A 15,083-nucleotide genomic window follows, 5' to 3' on the forward strand; every position below is an offset into this window, starting at 1 on the left:
AAGTATTCACTCCTCTTTGTTGTGTATTTTTGGTGGTACTTAAATATTCGACATTTTGGGGTGAATTTCCTTTTTGAATAATAAAAAAGTTAGTAAAATCAATGATTATAAAATATGAAATTTACTCTAATTATAAATTTCCTAACACACAAAAAAATTCTCCACAACCCCCAACTCTTCTCTCTCAACTCTCAACTCTTAACTCCAAAAATCTCCTCTGTAACTAATCCACATATCCATACAATCCCCTAGTGGAAACTTCTCCTGAAACAAGATATTCCATATCTCCATTTTCATACTGAACCACTAATTCACCTTCATCATTTAAATCCACTGCTTTAGCAATTTTAGTAGATTTATTATTTATAACTTTAATTTGCTTTCCTATTAAAGCAGAATGTGATTTGCAAATATCTATAGTTTCTTTGAAATTTTCTTCATTAACAAATTTATAATATAAATATTCAAAGTTATTTAATACTTTCCCTACTAATTCTTTTCTGCTTATTTTATGTCCTACTTCCTCTTTTAAAGATGTAGCCACAGCTCTTATTTCTTCTGAAAAATCTTCTTTATTAATATTTACATTTATGCCTATTCCCATAATTACATAGCTTATTCTATTTAATTCTCCACTCATTTCTGTTAAAATGCCACATATTTTTTTATTATTTAAAACTATATCATTAGGCCATTTTACAAAAGATTTTATGTTCATTTCTCTTAAAGCTTTTACAATTGCTGCTGCTCCTATTTGAGTTATTTTTGGTGCTTTCATTATATCAATATTGGGTTTTAGTATAAGCGACATCCAAATTCCTTTATATTTAGGAGAAGCCCAGCCTCTTCCTAGCCTTCCCTTCCCTAATGTTTGCTCTTCACTTATAATTACAGTTCCTTCTTTTTCTCCTTGTAATGCTAACTCTTTTGCTTTAATATTTGTGGAATCTATAGTTTCAAAATAATTAATATTTCTTCCTATGTATTTTGTATTTAAATATTCTTTTATTTCTTCATAATTAAGTATATCTGGAATTTGTATTAATTTGTACCCTTTTCTAGATACAGACTCTATTTCATATCCTTCTTCTTTTAATTGATTTATACCTTTCCATATAGCTGTTCTGCTAACTCCCAGCTTATTGCTAATATCTTGACCTGATATAAAATTGTTTTTATTTTCTTTTAATAACTTTATTATTTTATTTTTCAATTTATCCAACTTCCTTTTCTATTTATTTTATCACACTTTATAAAACAAACACATATATATAATATATACCCTCAAATCCCAAAATAAAAGGAGGGATAAATTATGGGAAAGAAAAAAGTATATTGCTGTTGCAAACCTTGTGGTCCATCTTATAGCAACTGTGGCTTTAATCCTTTATTTGGTTTAGGTGGCTTCGGTGGCTGTGGATTTGGCGGCTTTGGAAGCTCTTGCTCTTCAAATCAAGGATTATTACTACTAATTATACTATTATGTTGTTGCAATAAATAACAATATTAACCCATTGTTACAATAGGTAGCAATATTAGCTTATTATATAAAAAATTCTTGGCACAAATTGAAGTATTAATTCAATTTGTGCCAAGAAGTCTTTATTCAGGAATTTTTTATTTTAAGGCATATAGAATTATTAGAATACTCTTTATTTCCTTGAAACCTAAATGTAGGATAATTTCAGAGAAAAAATAATTAAAAATAAGTTGTATAAAAATAATAAGCCTACAACCATAAATAGAGTTTGTAAATAAGTTATTTCATTAAGAAAATCTAAGAATAAAAAGTAAAAAAACTCCTACCCAATTTATGCACCGTCCTTGGTGCGGAAATTGGCTCATCACGTCCTGTGATGAATTACGGAGTTTTTTTATTTTTTATTCTTAGATTTTCTAAAATTCATTCTAATTATTTACAAACTCTATTTATGGTTGTAGGCTTATTATTTTTATACAACTTATTTTTAATTATTTTTTCTCTGAAATTATCTCAATTATACCTTTTATATATTTTGTGGTATATATTTAAATATAGATAGTTTCTTTACAAAATATGCATTATGCTTTATAATATATATAAAATTGAATATTATAAATTTTTGCGGGTGTGCCTTTATATTTGAGGCTGAGAGGATTCTTTCCAAACCCTAGAACCTGATGTAGTTAAAACTAACGTAGGGAAGCAAAAGTATAAATTCACTAATTAGAAATTATACTAAGCTTACCTTAAGGTAAGCTTAGTTTTTTTAGTTTACAAAGTATAAAATTAAAGAGAGATGATAATATTATGGCATATGATCAATGGATTGATAGATTTAAAGAAGAATGTGGAGTGTTTGGTATTTTCAATAAAACCCAAAAGGACATAGCTTATTTAACTTATGCTGCTTTAAACTCTCTTCAACACAGAGGACAAGAAAGCTGTGGAGTAGTATTTTCAAATATGGGTCATATTAGTTCTATAAAGGGAATGGGACTTGTTTTGGACACTTTTAATAAGAAAAATCTCTCCAAAATAAAAGGTATCTGTGCCATAGGTCATGTAAGATACTCTACTTTTGGTGATAGCAATTTAAAAAATGCTCAGCCAATTTTAGATAGCTATAATAAAGGCTCTATAGCCATAGCTCACAATGGAAATATAATAAATGCAAATAAAGTAAAAAGCACTATAAACAAAAAATTTAAAACTTCTGCAGATTCAGAAGTAATTTTAAAATCCATAGAAAGTTACTTAGAAAAATCACTTTGCATAGAAGATAGTATTAAAAATACTATGAAAGTGATTAAAGGTTCTTATGCTTTTTTACTACTAACTAAGGATAGCCTTATAGGAGTAAGAGATCCAAATGGAATAAGACCTCTTTGTATAGGAAAAATAGATAATTCTTATGTTTTATCATCTGAAAGTTGTGCTTTAGATATTATAGGAGCAGAATTTATAAGAGATGTTAATCCTGGGGAAATAATTATAATTGACAATAATGGATTAAAATCTATAAACACTATACAAAATCCTAAGTGCAAAACTTGTGCCTTTGAGTATATATATTTTGCAAGGCAAGATAGCATAATTGACAATATAAAAGTTTACGATTTTAGATTAGAATTAGGTAAGCAGCTATACAAAGAATGTCCTATAGATGCGGATATAGTTATTGGTGTGCCAGAGTCTGGTTTGGCTGCTGCTTTAGGATATTCTAGAGCTTCAAATATTCCCTATGAAATTGGTTTTGTAAAAAACTGCTATATGGGAAGAACTTTTATAGCTCCTTCCCAAGGTATTAGAGATATTAATACTAAAATTAAATTAAATGTAATAGCCTCTAATGTAAAAGATAAAAGAGTTATTGTAGTAGATGACTCTATTGTAAGAGGTACTACTAGTAAAAAAATTGTAAATCTTTTGAAAAATGCTGGTGCAAAAGAAGTTCATTTTAGAGTTTCTTCACCTATGGTTAAATTTCCTTGCAACTTAGGCATAAATACACCTAGCAAAAATGAGCTTTTATGTGCTCATAAAAATATAAATAAAATTAAAGACATATTAGAAGTAGACAGTATAGGTTACATAAGTATAGAAGGTTTTGTGAATTGCTTTAAACAAAAGAAATATGTTTGCATGGGGTGCTTTAATGGAAATTACCCTGTAGAAAATTACAAAATATTGGAGGATGATTATTATGAATTATACAACTCAAATGGATGCTGCTAAAAAGGGCATTATAACCAAAGAAATGGAAGTTGTAGCAAAGAAAGAAAGAATGGAACCAGATAAATTAAGACAATTAGTAGCAGAAGGAAAAGTAGTTATACCTGCTAATAAAAATCATAAATCCTTAAACCCAGAAGGAATTGGACAAGGTCTTACAACAAAAATCAATGTAAACTTAGGTATTTCTAAAGACTGTAACGATATAGACAAAGAATTAGAAAAAGTTCAATCTGCTATTGATATGAAAGCAGAAGCTATAATGGACTTAAGCTGTTTTGGTAAAACTGAAACTTTTAGAAGAAAATTAATTGATATGTCTACTGCTATGATTGGAACAGTTCCAATGTATGATGCTGTAGGATTTTATGATAGAGAATTAAGAAATATAACTGCTGAAGAACTTATTGGAGTTATTGAAAAACACGCTGAAGACGGTGTAGACTTTATGACTATACACTCTGGTATAAACCAAGAAACTGCAGCTGTGTTTAGAAGAAATCCAAGACTTACAAACATAGTTTCAAGAGGTGGATCTTTAATTTACGCTTGGATGGCTTTAAATGAAAAAGAAAATCCATTTTATGAATTCTTTGATAAAATATTAGATATTTGTGAAAAATATGACGTAACTTTAAGCTTAGGTGATGCCTGCAGACCAGGAAGTATAGCTGACTCCACAGACCCTAGCCAAATAAAAGAATTAATGACATTAGGAGAACTTACTAAAAGAGCTTGGGAAAGAAATGTACAAGTTATGATAGAAGGACCAGGACACATGAGCTTAGACGAAATTGCAGCTAATATGAAAATAGAAAAGAAACTATGTCATGGTGCACCATTTTATGTATTAGGACCTATAGTAACTGACATAGCTCCAGGATATGACCACATAACAAGTGCTATAGGTGGAGCAATAGCTTCAGCCAACGGTGCAGACTTCTTATGCTACGTTACTCCAGCAGAACACTTAAGATTACCAAACTTACAAGATATGAAAGACGGTATCATAGCTACAAAAATAGCTGCTCATGCTGGTGATATAGCCAAAGGAATACCTGGTGCTAGAGAATGGGACAACGAAATGAGCCAAGCTAGAAGAGACCTTAACTGGAAGAGAATGTTCGAATTAGCTATAAACCCTGAAAAAGCAACAGAATACAGAAGAGAATCTACACCAGAAGATCCAAACACTTGCACAATGTGCGGAAAAATGTGTGCTATAAGAAACATGAACAAAGTTTTAGAAGGAAAAGATATAAATATATTAAGAGAAGATTAATTGACCCCAGGGGTAAAAAATGGAAAAAAGTATGCCGTAATAATTACGGCATACTTTTTTCCATTTTTCACCCCTTGGGTCAAGATCTCTTTAATATCCAGTCCGATACCTTTGGAATAATTTCTTTTTTAGACCTAGAGCTTACGAACATTCCTATATGACCTACAGGAAATCCTATTAATTCTTTATCCTTACTTGAAACCAAATCATTTAAAGCCCTACTTGAAGCTGGTGGAACTAAATGGTCATAATCAGCATAAACATTTAAAAGAGGCATATTAATTTTATTTAAATCAACTTTTTTGTCTCCTAATTTAAATTCCCCTTTAACTAATTTATTTTCTTGGTAAAGCTCTTTAACAAACTCTCTCAAAGTTTCTCCTGCTTGTCCTGGACTGTCAAATATCCACTTTTCCATTCTTATAAAATTCTGCATTATATCTGGACTATCCATATTTTCTATTACTCCTACATACTTATCTAAAAATAGTTGGAAAGGCTTTAATAACATATATCCCCAATTCATAAAATCTCCTGGAACTACTCCAAAAGCATCTACCATACTATCTATATTCAAATCTTTTCCCCATTTGAAAAGCAAACCATCATTAGTGTCAAATTCTATAGGAGTAACCATAGTAATTAAATTTTTTACTTTATCAGGATTAAGTGCAGCATATATTGTAGAAAAAGTTCCTCCTTGACAAACTCCTATAAGATTTATTTTGCTTATATTATTTTCTTTTAAAATATAATCAACAGCATTATTCATATATCCTTCTATATAATCTTCCATTGTAAGATACATGTCTTCTTGAGTTGGATAACCCCAATCTATAATATAAATATCTAATCCCCTCTCCAGCATATTTTTTATCATACTTCTATCTTGCTGAAGATCCATCATATAATATCTATTAACCAAAGCATAAGTTATTAAAATAGGCACTTTATTTACTTTATTGCTTAATGGTTTATAATGATATAGCTTCATTTTATCTTCTTCATAAACTAATTCCTTAGGTGTTGAATCCGTTTCTTCATCTTTTACATCCAACATAAGCTCCATACCACTTATAAGCTTTTTCTGCATTTCTAACATTTCTTTAAATGAAGCCTTCATATCTATACCATAATTAAAATTCATAAACTTCTTTCCTCCTTTACTATATTCTATTTATTTTCATTACCTTTTTTAATTTCTTCTAACTCCTTTTTCAAAGTTCTAACTTGTTTTTTTAAATCATAAACAGTTTTATACAAGCTTTCTATATCAGTTTTAGTAGTTACAGGTAATAATTTTAACTGTTTTTCTAATAAAATATCTAAATCCCTTTTAAATTCACAGCCTTTTTCTACAACATTGCTCATTAATTTAGAAAAATAATCTGTTTGAAAAAGCTCTTTATATGCCTTTTCATTAGTTTTCCACCAATATTGATAAAATTCATTAAAAGTCTTTGGTTGAGACCCTTCTTTAGACATTTTTTCGTACTCTTTTATTATTTTATTCATAGTATCGTAAGCTACTTTATATATTGTAGCGGAAAATTCACTAAAGTTATCAATATATTCAATAAAAGCATCTATACTATCTAATTGCTTTTCAAAATACTCTCTACTTATACCTAATATAGGAGCTTTTAAAAACTTACCTAAACTCTCATTATAATTTTCTCTGCAAATTTTTATTATTTCAATATAAGCTTCATTTTCACCATAAAGTCCTTTAACCATTAATTCATTTATCTTTTGAAAATCCTTTATCCACGGCTCATAAAATTTACCTAAAAATTTATAATAATTGTTATAAACACTTAAATAATTTATTAATCCCTCTTGCATATACATTGGAAAAAAAGCCACTAAATTATTGCTTATAATGCTTTTATACTTATCTTGCCATTGTTTATAAAAATCACCTAAATCATTGTTTAAAACTTTCTTACTTAAATCTTGCCAAAAGTTAAATAAATTACAATTATAATCAAAGCCATTAGTAACATTTTTAAAAATACTCTGAACTTTATCTGGATTAAAAAACTCCATATTTTTCTTTATAATTTCATTATTCATTTCTAGCCACTTGTTAAATACATTTCCTTGTGATTTATCTTCTTTAGATTTTTCTTCTTTTAAATCTTCCTGAGTATTTAATTTAAAACCTTCCTGCCACACATCTATAAACTTTTTTTGAGATTCTATCCAATTTTCCATTAAATTTTCATATAAATTTTTTGAATACATTAATGTTCCCCCTTTCTAAATTGTAACTAAAAAATAAATTTATTACTAAATTGTTTAATCATCTTTCATAACAAAAGCCTCTCCAATTATAACGTCTTCTCCTTTTTGATTAACTACTTTAGTTATCAAATATAGCTTTTTCTTTTCATCTAATTTTTCTGACACTTCCACTGAAGCCGTAACAATATCTCCAATATAAATAGGTGCTAAAAATCTTAAATTTTGTGATATATAAATTGTATTAGGTCCTGGAAGCTTAGTTCCCAAAACCGCAGAAATAAGTGCTGCTCCAAGCATTCCATGAGCTATCCTCTTTTTAAATATGGTTTTAGAAGCAAAATCTTCACTTAAATGAACTGGGTTTATATCTCCTGAAACTTCTGCAAATTTTTCAATTAATTCATCCGTTACATTAGTTTTTATTTCTGCTTTTTGTCCCAGTTTTATATCTTCATAAGTTAAATAAACAATTTCACCACAATAATCCGTACAACTTTCTACCTCACAATCCTTCTTACTATTAATTAACAATTGATTTTCTTCAAGATAATCTATACTTGCCCCCATAATAGCACCTCCCTTAATACTTATAAATATTTATAATATTATATAATAGGCTTATGAAAAAAAATGTAATTTTTTCTGACTAATTACATTTTTTTTAAAACAAAATTCTGTTTATTATTTTAATTAATTAAAATAATATGAATTTTCTGATAATATTTTTGTAGCTTTTGACTAATTATTTCCATTTATTTTATTTTTTTATCTTTTATATTAAAATTATTAACTTTAGTTTACACTTTTAATAAAATATTAATATGACCCTATGGGTGTAAAAAATGGAAAAAAGGTATGAAATACATACCTTTTTTCCATTTTTTATACTCATGGGGTCATACTTACAGTATCTCTTATGATTAATTTAGTTTCAAAGTAAATTTGCCTTTTATCTATATTTTCATTATTTATTAATTTTATAAGAAGATTACAAGAATTTTTACCCATGGAATAAATAGGTTGTCCTACAGTTGTAAGCTCTGGTTCTATGAATTTTGATATATTAATATTGTCAAAACCCATTATACTTATATCTTTAGGTATTTTGTATCCTTTTTTAACTAAAACTTTCATGCCACCATAAGCCATCATATCATTGCTATAAAATATAGCATCTACTTTTTCATTAATTTTTAAAATTTCTTCTGTTGCTTTTTTTCCGCCATTTATAGTAAAATCTCCTTCAAACACTAAATTATTTTTATATATTCCATATTTAGTCATGGTTTCTTTATAGCCTTTTAATCTCTGCATAGAAACTTGAATTTCTTTAGGTCCACTTACAAATGCAATTTTTTTATTATTCTTACTATATAAATACTCAATACCTTCTTTAACTCCTTTTTCATTTAAACAATAAACTCCATAATATTTATAATAACTTTCTATATATCTATCTACTAAAATAAAATGTATATTATTATCCTCTAGTATTTTTATGCTTTTGCTGCTATCTCCTCCAGATATAAATATTACTCCATCTATTAATTTACTTATCAAAAGTTTTGTATACTTTTCTTCTTTTTCTATTACATTATCTGTATTGCAAAATATAACATTATACCCGTTTTCGCTAGCTTCATCTTCAATAGCTCTAGCAATTTCCGCAAAAAAAGGATTTGTTATATCTGGCAGTATTATTCCTATAGTATTGGACTTATTTGTAGATAAACTTCTAGCTATAGAATTAGGTATATAATTAAGTTCTTTTGCTATATTTAATATTTTTTTTCTAGTTTCTTCACTTATTTTATTATCTGTTTTATTTATAACCATAGAAACTGTAGCTTTAGACACTCCTGCTTTATTTGCTATGTCAAGCATAGTAATTTTCTTTCCCATTTTCTCTACCCCCTTTAGTAGTTTAATACAAAATCCAGGGATAAATCAAACCCTGGATTTTACATATTATTTCTTTATAATTTTTAAATCTACTGGTATTTCATTTGCAACTTTTTCACCTTTAATAACCTTTATTGCATTTTCTACTGCTAAACTTCCCATTAAATCTGGTTGTTGAGCAATAGTAGCTGTTAATTTTCCTTCATCTACTGCTTTTTTAGCATCTTCATTACCATCAAAACCAACAATTACAACTTTTTTATCTTTTAAAGCCTTAATAGCCCCTAATGCCATTTCATCATTATGAGCAAATACAGCATCAAATTTTGCATTTCCTTGCATTATATTTTCCATAACATTTAATCCCTTTTGTCTATCAAAATCTGCTGGTTGAGTAGCTACAACTTTAACTCCTGCTTTTCCATCTACAGCTTCATGAAATCCCTTACCTCTATCTCTAGTAGCAGAAGCCCCTGGTATTCCTTGTAATTCTACTATATTAGCTTTTCCACCAAGTTTTTCAAGTATAAATTCTCCTGCCATGTTTCCACCTTTTATATTATCAGAAGCTATATGGGAAACTACATTTCCTGAATTAGCTTTTCTATCTACAGTTAAAACAGGTACTTTTTTGTCATTAGCAACTTTTATTGCATTACCTACAGCATCACTATCTGTTGGATTTACTATAAGAGCTGATACTCCTTGTTGCACTAAATCTTCTACATTTGCTCTTTCTTTAGCAGCATCATTTTGTGAATCTAAAATCACTAATTCATATCCCATTTCTTTTGCTTTTTTAGCAGCTCCTTCTTTCATTGATACAAAAAAAGGATTGTTTAAAGTAGACACTATCATACCAATTTTTTTACTAGCAGTAGTGGTTTCTTTCTTTGTTTCATTTCCCTTTTTAGCACCTTGTTGACCACAACCAGCTAATGTTGCAAAAGCAATAATACCAGTTAAAAATAATGATAATACTTTATTACTAATTTTTTTCATAAAGTTTCCTCCTCTTAAGTAAAATAGTTCTGTTAAGTTATATGAACATTGCTTCCCCTCAACCTATGAAATATAATAGATTTACCATAAAAATATTACCTCCCAGAAAGGAGAGAGGAAACAATGAACAAAGCTAATAAAAAAATCACCTGTCCTAGATGTCACAGCCATAAACTATATAAGTTTGGAAAAGACAAAGAAGGAAATCAAAAATATCAACGCAAAGAGTATAAAAGACAATTTGCACCATCGGCTACGCCGAAAGAGCGTCAACTCAAAGATTATCCTCGTTGTCCTGTCTGTAACAAAGGAACCTTTATTCATCATAATTATTCAAATTATATTAACTATCGTTGTAACGATAAAAAATGTAATCATAGCTTTTTTGTGGCGAAGCCTACGGTTATAAGCCCTTCAAGCAATACCACTATAAAAGGTAAACTTGATTTTAAGGGTATGCGCTTCCCACTCCATATTATTTTAATGGCTTTAGACCTTTACTTTCTTAATGAAAGTTCTACAAGACGTATATCTAAATATTTGTTTAGAACCTTTAATGTAAAAGTATCTCATGTGACTATTTCAAACTGGACTAATTGGTTGTTGGCTGCCTAACGTCTAGCACTTTATATAAGTCTATTTATTTTTTTTATCTAACATAACTGCAAGCAATATTACAAATCCTTTTACTATAGATTGATAAAAAGGAGATACATTCATTATATTTAATCCATTATTTAAAACACCTATTATCATGGCACCAAGTATAGTTCCAATTACACTTCCTTCTCCTCCTGCAAGACTAGTTCCACCTAAAACCACTGCAGCTATAGCATCAAGTTCAAAACCTACACCTGCATTAGGTGATGCAGAACCTATTCTACTTGTAACTATAATACCGCTTAATGCAGCTGTTGCTCCACATATTACATAAACTAAAGTTTTAATTTTATCTGTATTTATACCAGATAACCTAGAGGAATCTTCATTTCCTCCTAAAGCATATACATATCTTCCATATCTTGTTTGACTTAATAAATACCAAGCTATAAAAAGTACTAAAAACATAATTATTACTGGAAGTGGTATGCCTAAAATTTTATCATTTCCTATTATCATAAAAGATTCACTAAGTCCAGATATAGGAGTACCTTCAGTATAAACATAGGTAACACCTCTAAATATAGTCATACTAGCCAAAGTAACTATAAAAGCTTGAATCCTTCCTTTAGATATTATTATTCCATTAAATAGCCCAATTAATGCACCAATTATTAAAGCAACTACCATAGCAGTAAACACATTAGCACCTTTATAAACCATAGAAGCAGCAATAGCTCCTGAAACTGCTAATGTAGATCCTACAGACAAATCTATTCCACCTGTTAAAATAACAAAACACATTCCCACTGCAATAATCGCATTAACAGATACTTGAGTTAATACATTTATTATATTGGTTATAGTTAAAAACTTAGGTGTTATTATAGATATAACAATACAAAGCACTATAAGTCCTATAAAAGTTTTATACTTAAGAAGTAAACTTTTAATATCTTTCTCCATATTATATTCTCCTTTTTCTAAAATTACATAAATTAACTTTCTACTGCATATTTCATTATTTTTTCTTGAGTAGCTTCTTTTCTTGAAATTTCTCCTGTTATTTTTCCTTGATGCATTACAATAATTCTATCGCTTATACCTAATATTTCCGGCATATCAGAAGAAATTATTATAATAGACTTTCCCATACTCTTTAATTGATTTAACACTTCATAAATTTCCTTTTTTGCACCTACATCTATTCCTCTAGTAGGTTCATCTATTATTAAAATTTTAGGTGAAATCATAACCCACTTTGCAATAATTACCTTTTGCTGATTTCCACCGCTTAAATTTTTAACTAATTGATTTCTATTAGGAGTTTTTATAGAAAGTTTATTAATATACTCATCTACTTCAATACATTCATCTTTTTTACTTATTCTTTTTACTGCCTTTTCATACTTTTTCAAATTGCAAAGAGTCATATTTTCTTTTACAGACATACCAAGTACAAGACCTTCTTTTTTTCTATCCTCTGATAAATAAGCTATGCCCTTTTCTATAGCATCTTTAGGAGAATTAATAGAAACTTTTTCTCCTTCTATAAAAATGTTACCTGAATCTTTTTTATATTCTCCAAATATAACCTTTGCTGTTTCTGTTCTTCCTGAACCCATAAGACCAGCTATACCTAGTATTTCCCCTGCTCTTGCTTCAAAAAACACATTTTTAACTTTATCTCTCCAGCATAAATTTTCAACTTTAAGTACAGATTCTCCTAATTTTTGCTCTATATAAGGAAATTGTTCCTCCAGCTTTCTTCCTACCATCATAGATATTAATTCGTCTTTAGTAACATTTTTAACTTTTTCTTCTCCTATATACTTTCCATCTCTTAAAACTGTTACTTTATCACATATTTCAAATATTTCATCTAATCTATGAGAAATATATATAATAGCTATTCCTTCAGACTTTAACCTTTTAATTACCTGAAATAGCTTTTTTGTCTCTACATCTGTTAAAGCTGCTGTAGGTTCATCCATAATTATTATTTTTGAATTTTTAGATATAGCCTTAACTATTTCTATCATTTGCATTTCCCCTACATTTAACTCTCCAGCCACAATGTCAGTATCAATATCATATCCAATTTTTTCTAACATTTCTTTGCTTTTTATTTTCATTTCAGATTTATTTAATTTTCCAAAAAACTTATTTATTTTTTCATTTCCTAAAAATATATTTTCGTAAACTCTTAAATTATGAATAACACTTAATTCCTGATGAATTATTGCTACTCCTAAAGATTCAGCCTCTTTTATTCCACTTATATTAACTTCTTTTTCCTCTATAAATATTTGTCCTTGGTCTTTTTTATAAACTCCACTTAAAACCTTCATAAGTGTAGATTTACCTGCTCCATTTTCTCCTAAAAGAGCCATAACTTCTCCCCCATAAGCTTTTAAGTTTACATTTTGAAGAGCTTTTACACCAGGGAAAAACTTAGATATATTCACCATCTCCAATAGAGGTTTTTTCTTCATGACTTTTTCCTCCTTAAAATACTACCCCGGATTTTAAAATAATGTTAGCATAAGGTGTTTGCTCACCAGTTCTAATAACTGCCTTGCAATTTTTTAAACTTTCTTTAATCTCACTGTGGCTAACAAATCTTATTTTTACATTGCCAATTAACTTTTTTATTTCTTCATATAAATTTGGACTAACTTCTAAAGTTTCCTTTGCAATTTCCACTTCTTCTAATTCAAGTTCCATCAAAACTGCTTTTAAAGTATCTATAAAAGTAGGAATATTCTTAACTAAGGCTAAATCTATTCTTCTTGTTTCTTCAGGTATAGGCAAACCACAATCTCCAATAGCTATTGAATCTGTATGACCCATTTTAGATATAACTTCAGATATACTGCTATTTAAAAGCCCTGTTTTTTTCATAGTTACTCCTCCTTAAATCCTTATAAAACTTCTTTTAAAGTTGGTATAGATACTTGAGCTCCTTGCCTTTGCACTGTAATAGATGAAACTTTATTTCCAAATTTAACTGCACTTTCCAAAGTATAAAAGTCAATTTTATTTTCTTTTTCTAACTTACTTGCTAAAGCTCCTATAAAACTATCTCCAGCAGCAGTAGTATCTACAGCTTTCACTTTATAAGCTGGAATAACACTCATATTATCCTTAGAAACTAACACAGCACCTTTTTCTCCAAGAGTTATAATTACATACTTAACTCCCTTATGTATAAGCTTATCTGCAGCTTCTTTTGCAGTTTCTTTTGTATGTACATTTACTTTTGTAATTTCAAAAGCCTCTGTTTCATTAGGTATTATTATATCTGTAATATTTAAAAGATCATCTGGAATTTCCTTAGCTGGGGCTGGATTTAATATGGTGATTACTCCCTTTTCCCTGGCTATTTTAAAAGCATGAATAGTAGCTTCTACAGGTGTTTCAAATTGAGAAACAATTATATTAGAATTTTCAATAACTTTTCTACACTTTTCTATTTCCTGCAAAGAAATATTCATATTAGCACCAGGTACCACAACTATTGAATTATTCCCTTCATTATCTACACTTATAATAGCCATACCTGTAGGATTTTCCTTATCCTCAAACACATAATCAATTTTTATACCATCTTTTTTCAAACACTTTAGCAAAACATCTCCATTATCATCATTACTAACTTTGCCTATGATAAAAACTTCTGCACCTAATCTTCTAGCTGCTACAGCTTGGTTTGCTCCCTTGCCACCAGGATTTTTATTAAAGCCCTTTGATAAAATAGTTTCTCCACTTTTAACCATTCTATCTACTCTAAGCACTATATCCATATTAATGCTTCCTAAAACACAAACATTACTCATTTAACTATATCTCTCCTTATTTAACCGGTTAAATTCATTTTACTATAAGTATTGTATACGTTTCTTTAGATATTTGTCAATAAATATCTAATCTTTATTTTTAAATTTATTAAATAATTTCTTATTTTTACTCTAAATAAGCTACACTTTAATCAAAAAAGTATTATATATAATATTTATTCTTATATACTACAAACTTCCATTATTTAAAATTATGTGTTTATTTTAAATAAATATACTTAATTTAAAACAAACACACAAAAAAATTACTCTCTAATACTATTTATTGTGAAAATTAGGTTATTGAATAAAAAACCAATAAAAATAATCTGTATAAAAATAATAACACAGTAGCATAAAGAGGTTTGTAAATAAGTCATTTCATTAAGACACTCTAAGAATAAAAAATAAAAAAACTCCTACCCAATTTATGCCCCGTCCTTGGGGCGGAAATTGGCTCATCACGTCCTGTGATGAATTACGGAGTTTTTTTATT

General features: G+C 28.5%; 13 protein-coding genes, 1 pseudogene and 1 riboswitch. Of the genes and pseudogenes, 4 read left to right on the plus strand and 10 right to left on the minus strand.

The window, feature by feature from the left end; translation table 11 throughout:
* Positions 1-223: 223 nt before the first annotated feature.
* Positions 224-1,213, minus strand: coding sequence for a biotin--[acetyl-CoA-carboxylase] ligase (locus CLOACE_RS10530; protein WP_070111163.1), 990 nt, complete (start codon positions 1,211-1,213; stop codon positions 224-226).
* Positions 1,214-1,315: 102 nt separating this feature from the next.
* Here CLOACE_RS10530 and CLOACE_RS10535 point away from each other — a divergent pair, with 102 nt between their 5' ends.
* The 3 genes from CLOACE_RS10535 (at position 1,316) to thiC (ending at position 4,997) form a co-directional block, all read left to right on the plus strand.
* The gene (locus tag CLOACE_RS10535) at positions 1,316-1,501 is read left to right on the plus strand and encodes a hypothetical protein (RefSeq protein ID WP_070111165.1); all 186 of its coding nucleotides are present in this window, start codon (positions 1,316-1,318) and stop codon (positions 1,499-1,501) included.
* 595 nt (positions 1,502-2,096) lie between these two features.
* A riboswitch (TPP riboswitch) is annotated at positions 2,097-2,202 on the plus strand.
* Positions 2,203-2,290: 88 nt separating this feature from the next.
* Positions 2,291-3,718, plus strand: a complete 1,428-nt coding sequence (gene purF / locus CLOACE_RS10540) for an amidophosphoribosyltransferase (RefSeq protein WP_070111167.1) — start codon at positions 2,291-2,293, stop codon at positions 3,716-3,718.
* Positions 3,687-4,997, plus strand: coding sequence for a phosphomethylpyrimidine synthase ThiC (thiC, locus tag CLOACE_RS10545; protein ID WP_070111169.1), 1,311 nt, complete (start codon positions 3,687-3,689; stop codon positions 4,995-4,997). The genes purF and thiC overlap by 32 nt, the downstream gene beginning before the upstream one ends.
* 79 nt (positions 4,998-5,076) lie before the next feature.
* Here the strand turns inward: thiC and phaC are convergent, their stop codons facing one another.
* From phaC to rbsB, 5 genes are all read right to left on the minus strand, one after another.
* Entirely contained in the window at positions 5,077-6,144 is a 1,068-nt protein-coding gene (gene phaC / locus CLOACE_RS10550; RefSeq protein WP_070111171.1) for a class III poly(R)-hydroxyalkanoic acid synthase subunit PhaC, read from the minus strand.
* A 26-nt stretch (positions 6,145-6,170) separates the two neighbouring features.
* Positions 6,171-7,244, minus strand: coding sequence for a poly(R)-hydroxyalkanoic acid synthase subunit PhaE (locus CLOACE_RS10555; RefSeq protein ID WP_070111173.1), 1,074 nt, complete (start codon positions 7,242-7,244; stop codon positions 6,171-6,173).
* Between the two features lie 54 nt (positions 7,245-7,298).
* Positions 7,299-7,811, minus strand: coding sequence for a MaoC family dehydratase (locus CLOACE_RS10560; protein ID WP_084027622.1), 513 nt, complete (start codon positions 7,809-7,811; stop codon positions 7,299-7,301).
* Positions 7,812-8,132: 321 nt separating this feature from the next.
* Positions 8,133-9,146 carry a LacI family DNA-binding transcriptional regulator gene (locus CLOACE_RS10565; RefSeq protein WP_070111175.1) on the minus strand — a complete coding sequence of 338 codons (1,014 nt, stop codon included), beginning with the start codon at positions 9,144-9,146 and terminating at the stop codon, positions 8,133-8,135.
* A gap of 66 nt (positions 9,147-9,212) precedes the next feature.
* Entirely contained in the window at positions 9,213-10,148 is a 936-nt protein-coding gene (gene rbsB, locus CLOACE_RS10570) for a ribose ABC transporter substrate-binding protein RbsB (RefSeq protein ID WP_070111177.1), read from the minus strand.
* Between the two features lie 123 nt (positions 10,149-10,271).
* On the opposite strand from rbsB, the pseudogene CLOACE_RS10575 reads away from it, so the two are divergent.
* Positions 10,272-10,742, plus strand: a pseudogene (locus tag CLOACE_RS10575) (IS1/IS1595 family N-terminal zinc-binding domain-containing protein); the annotation flags it as partial.
* Between the two features lie 42 nt (positions 10,743-10,784).
* Here the strand turns inward: CLOACE_RS10575 and rbsC are convergent.
* The 4 genes from rbsC to rbsK are packed head-to-tail and all read right to left on the minus strand — an operon-like array spanning position 10,785 to position 14,587.
* The gene (gene rbsC, locus CLOACE_RS10580; protein WP_070111179.1) at positions 10,785-11,714 is read right to left on the minus strand and encodes a ribose ABC transporter permease; all 930 of its coding nucleotides are present in this window, start codon (positions 11,712-11,714) and stop codon (positions 10,785-10,787) included.
* Between the two features lie 32 nt (positions 11,715-11,746).
* Positions 11,747-13,243, minus strand: a complete 1,497-nt coding sequence (locus tag CLOACE_RS10585) for a sugar ABC transporter ATP-binding protein (RefSeq protein ID WP_070111181.1) — start codon at positions 13,241-13,243, stop codon at positions 11,747-11,749.
* Between the two features lie 13 nt (positions 13,244-13,256).
* Complete coding sequence (rbsD, locus tag CLOACE_RS10590; protein ID WP_070111184.1) at positions 13,257-13,652, minus strand: D-ribose pyranase; 396 nt, start codon at positions 13,650-13,652, stop codon at positions 13,257-13,259.
* Between the two features lie 20 nt (positions 13,653-13,672).
* Positions 13,673-14,587 carry a ribokinase gene (rbsK, locus tag CLOACE_RS10595; protein ID WP_070111185.1) on the minus strand — a complete coding sequence of 305 codons (915 nt, stop codon included), beginning with the start codon at positions 14,585-14,587 and terminating at the stop codon, positions 13,673-13,675.
* Positions 14,588-15,083 lie beyond the last annotated feature (496 nt).

Source organism: Clostridium acetireducens DSM 10703 (assembly GCF_001758365.1).
GTDB classification, from domain to species: Bacteria; Bacillota; Clostridia; order Clostridiales; family Clostridiaceae; genus Clostridium_C; species Clostridium_C acetireducens.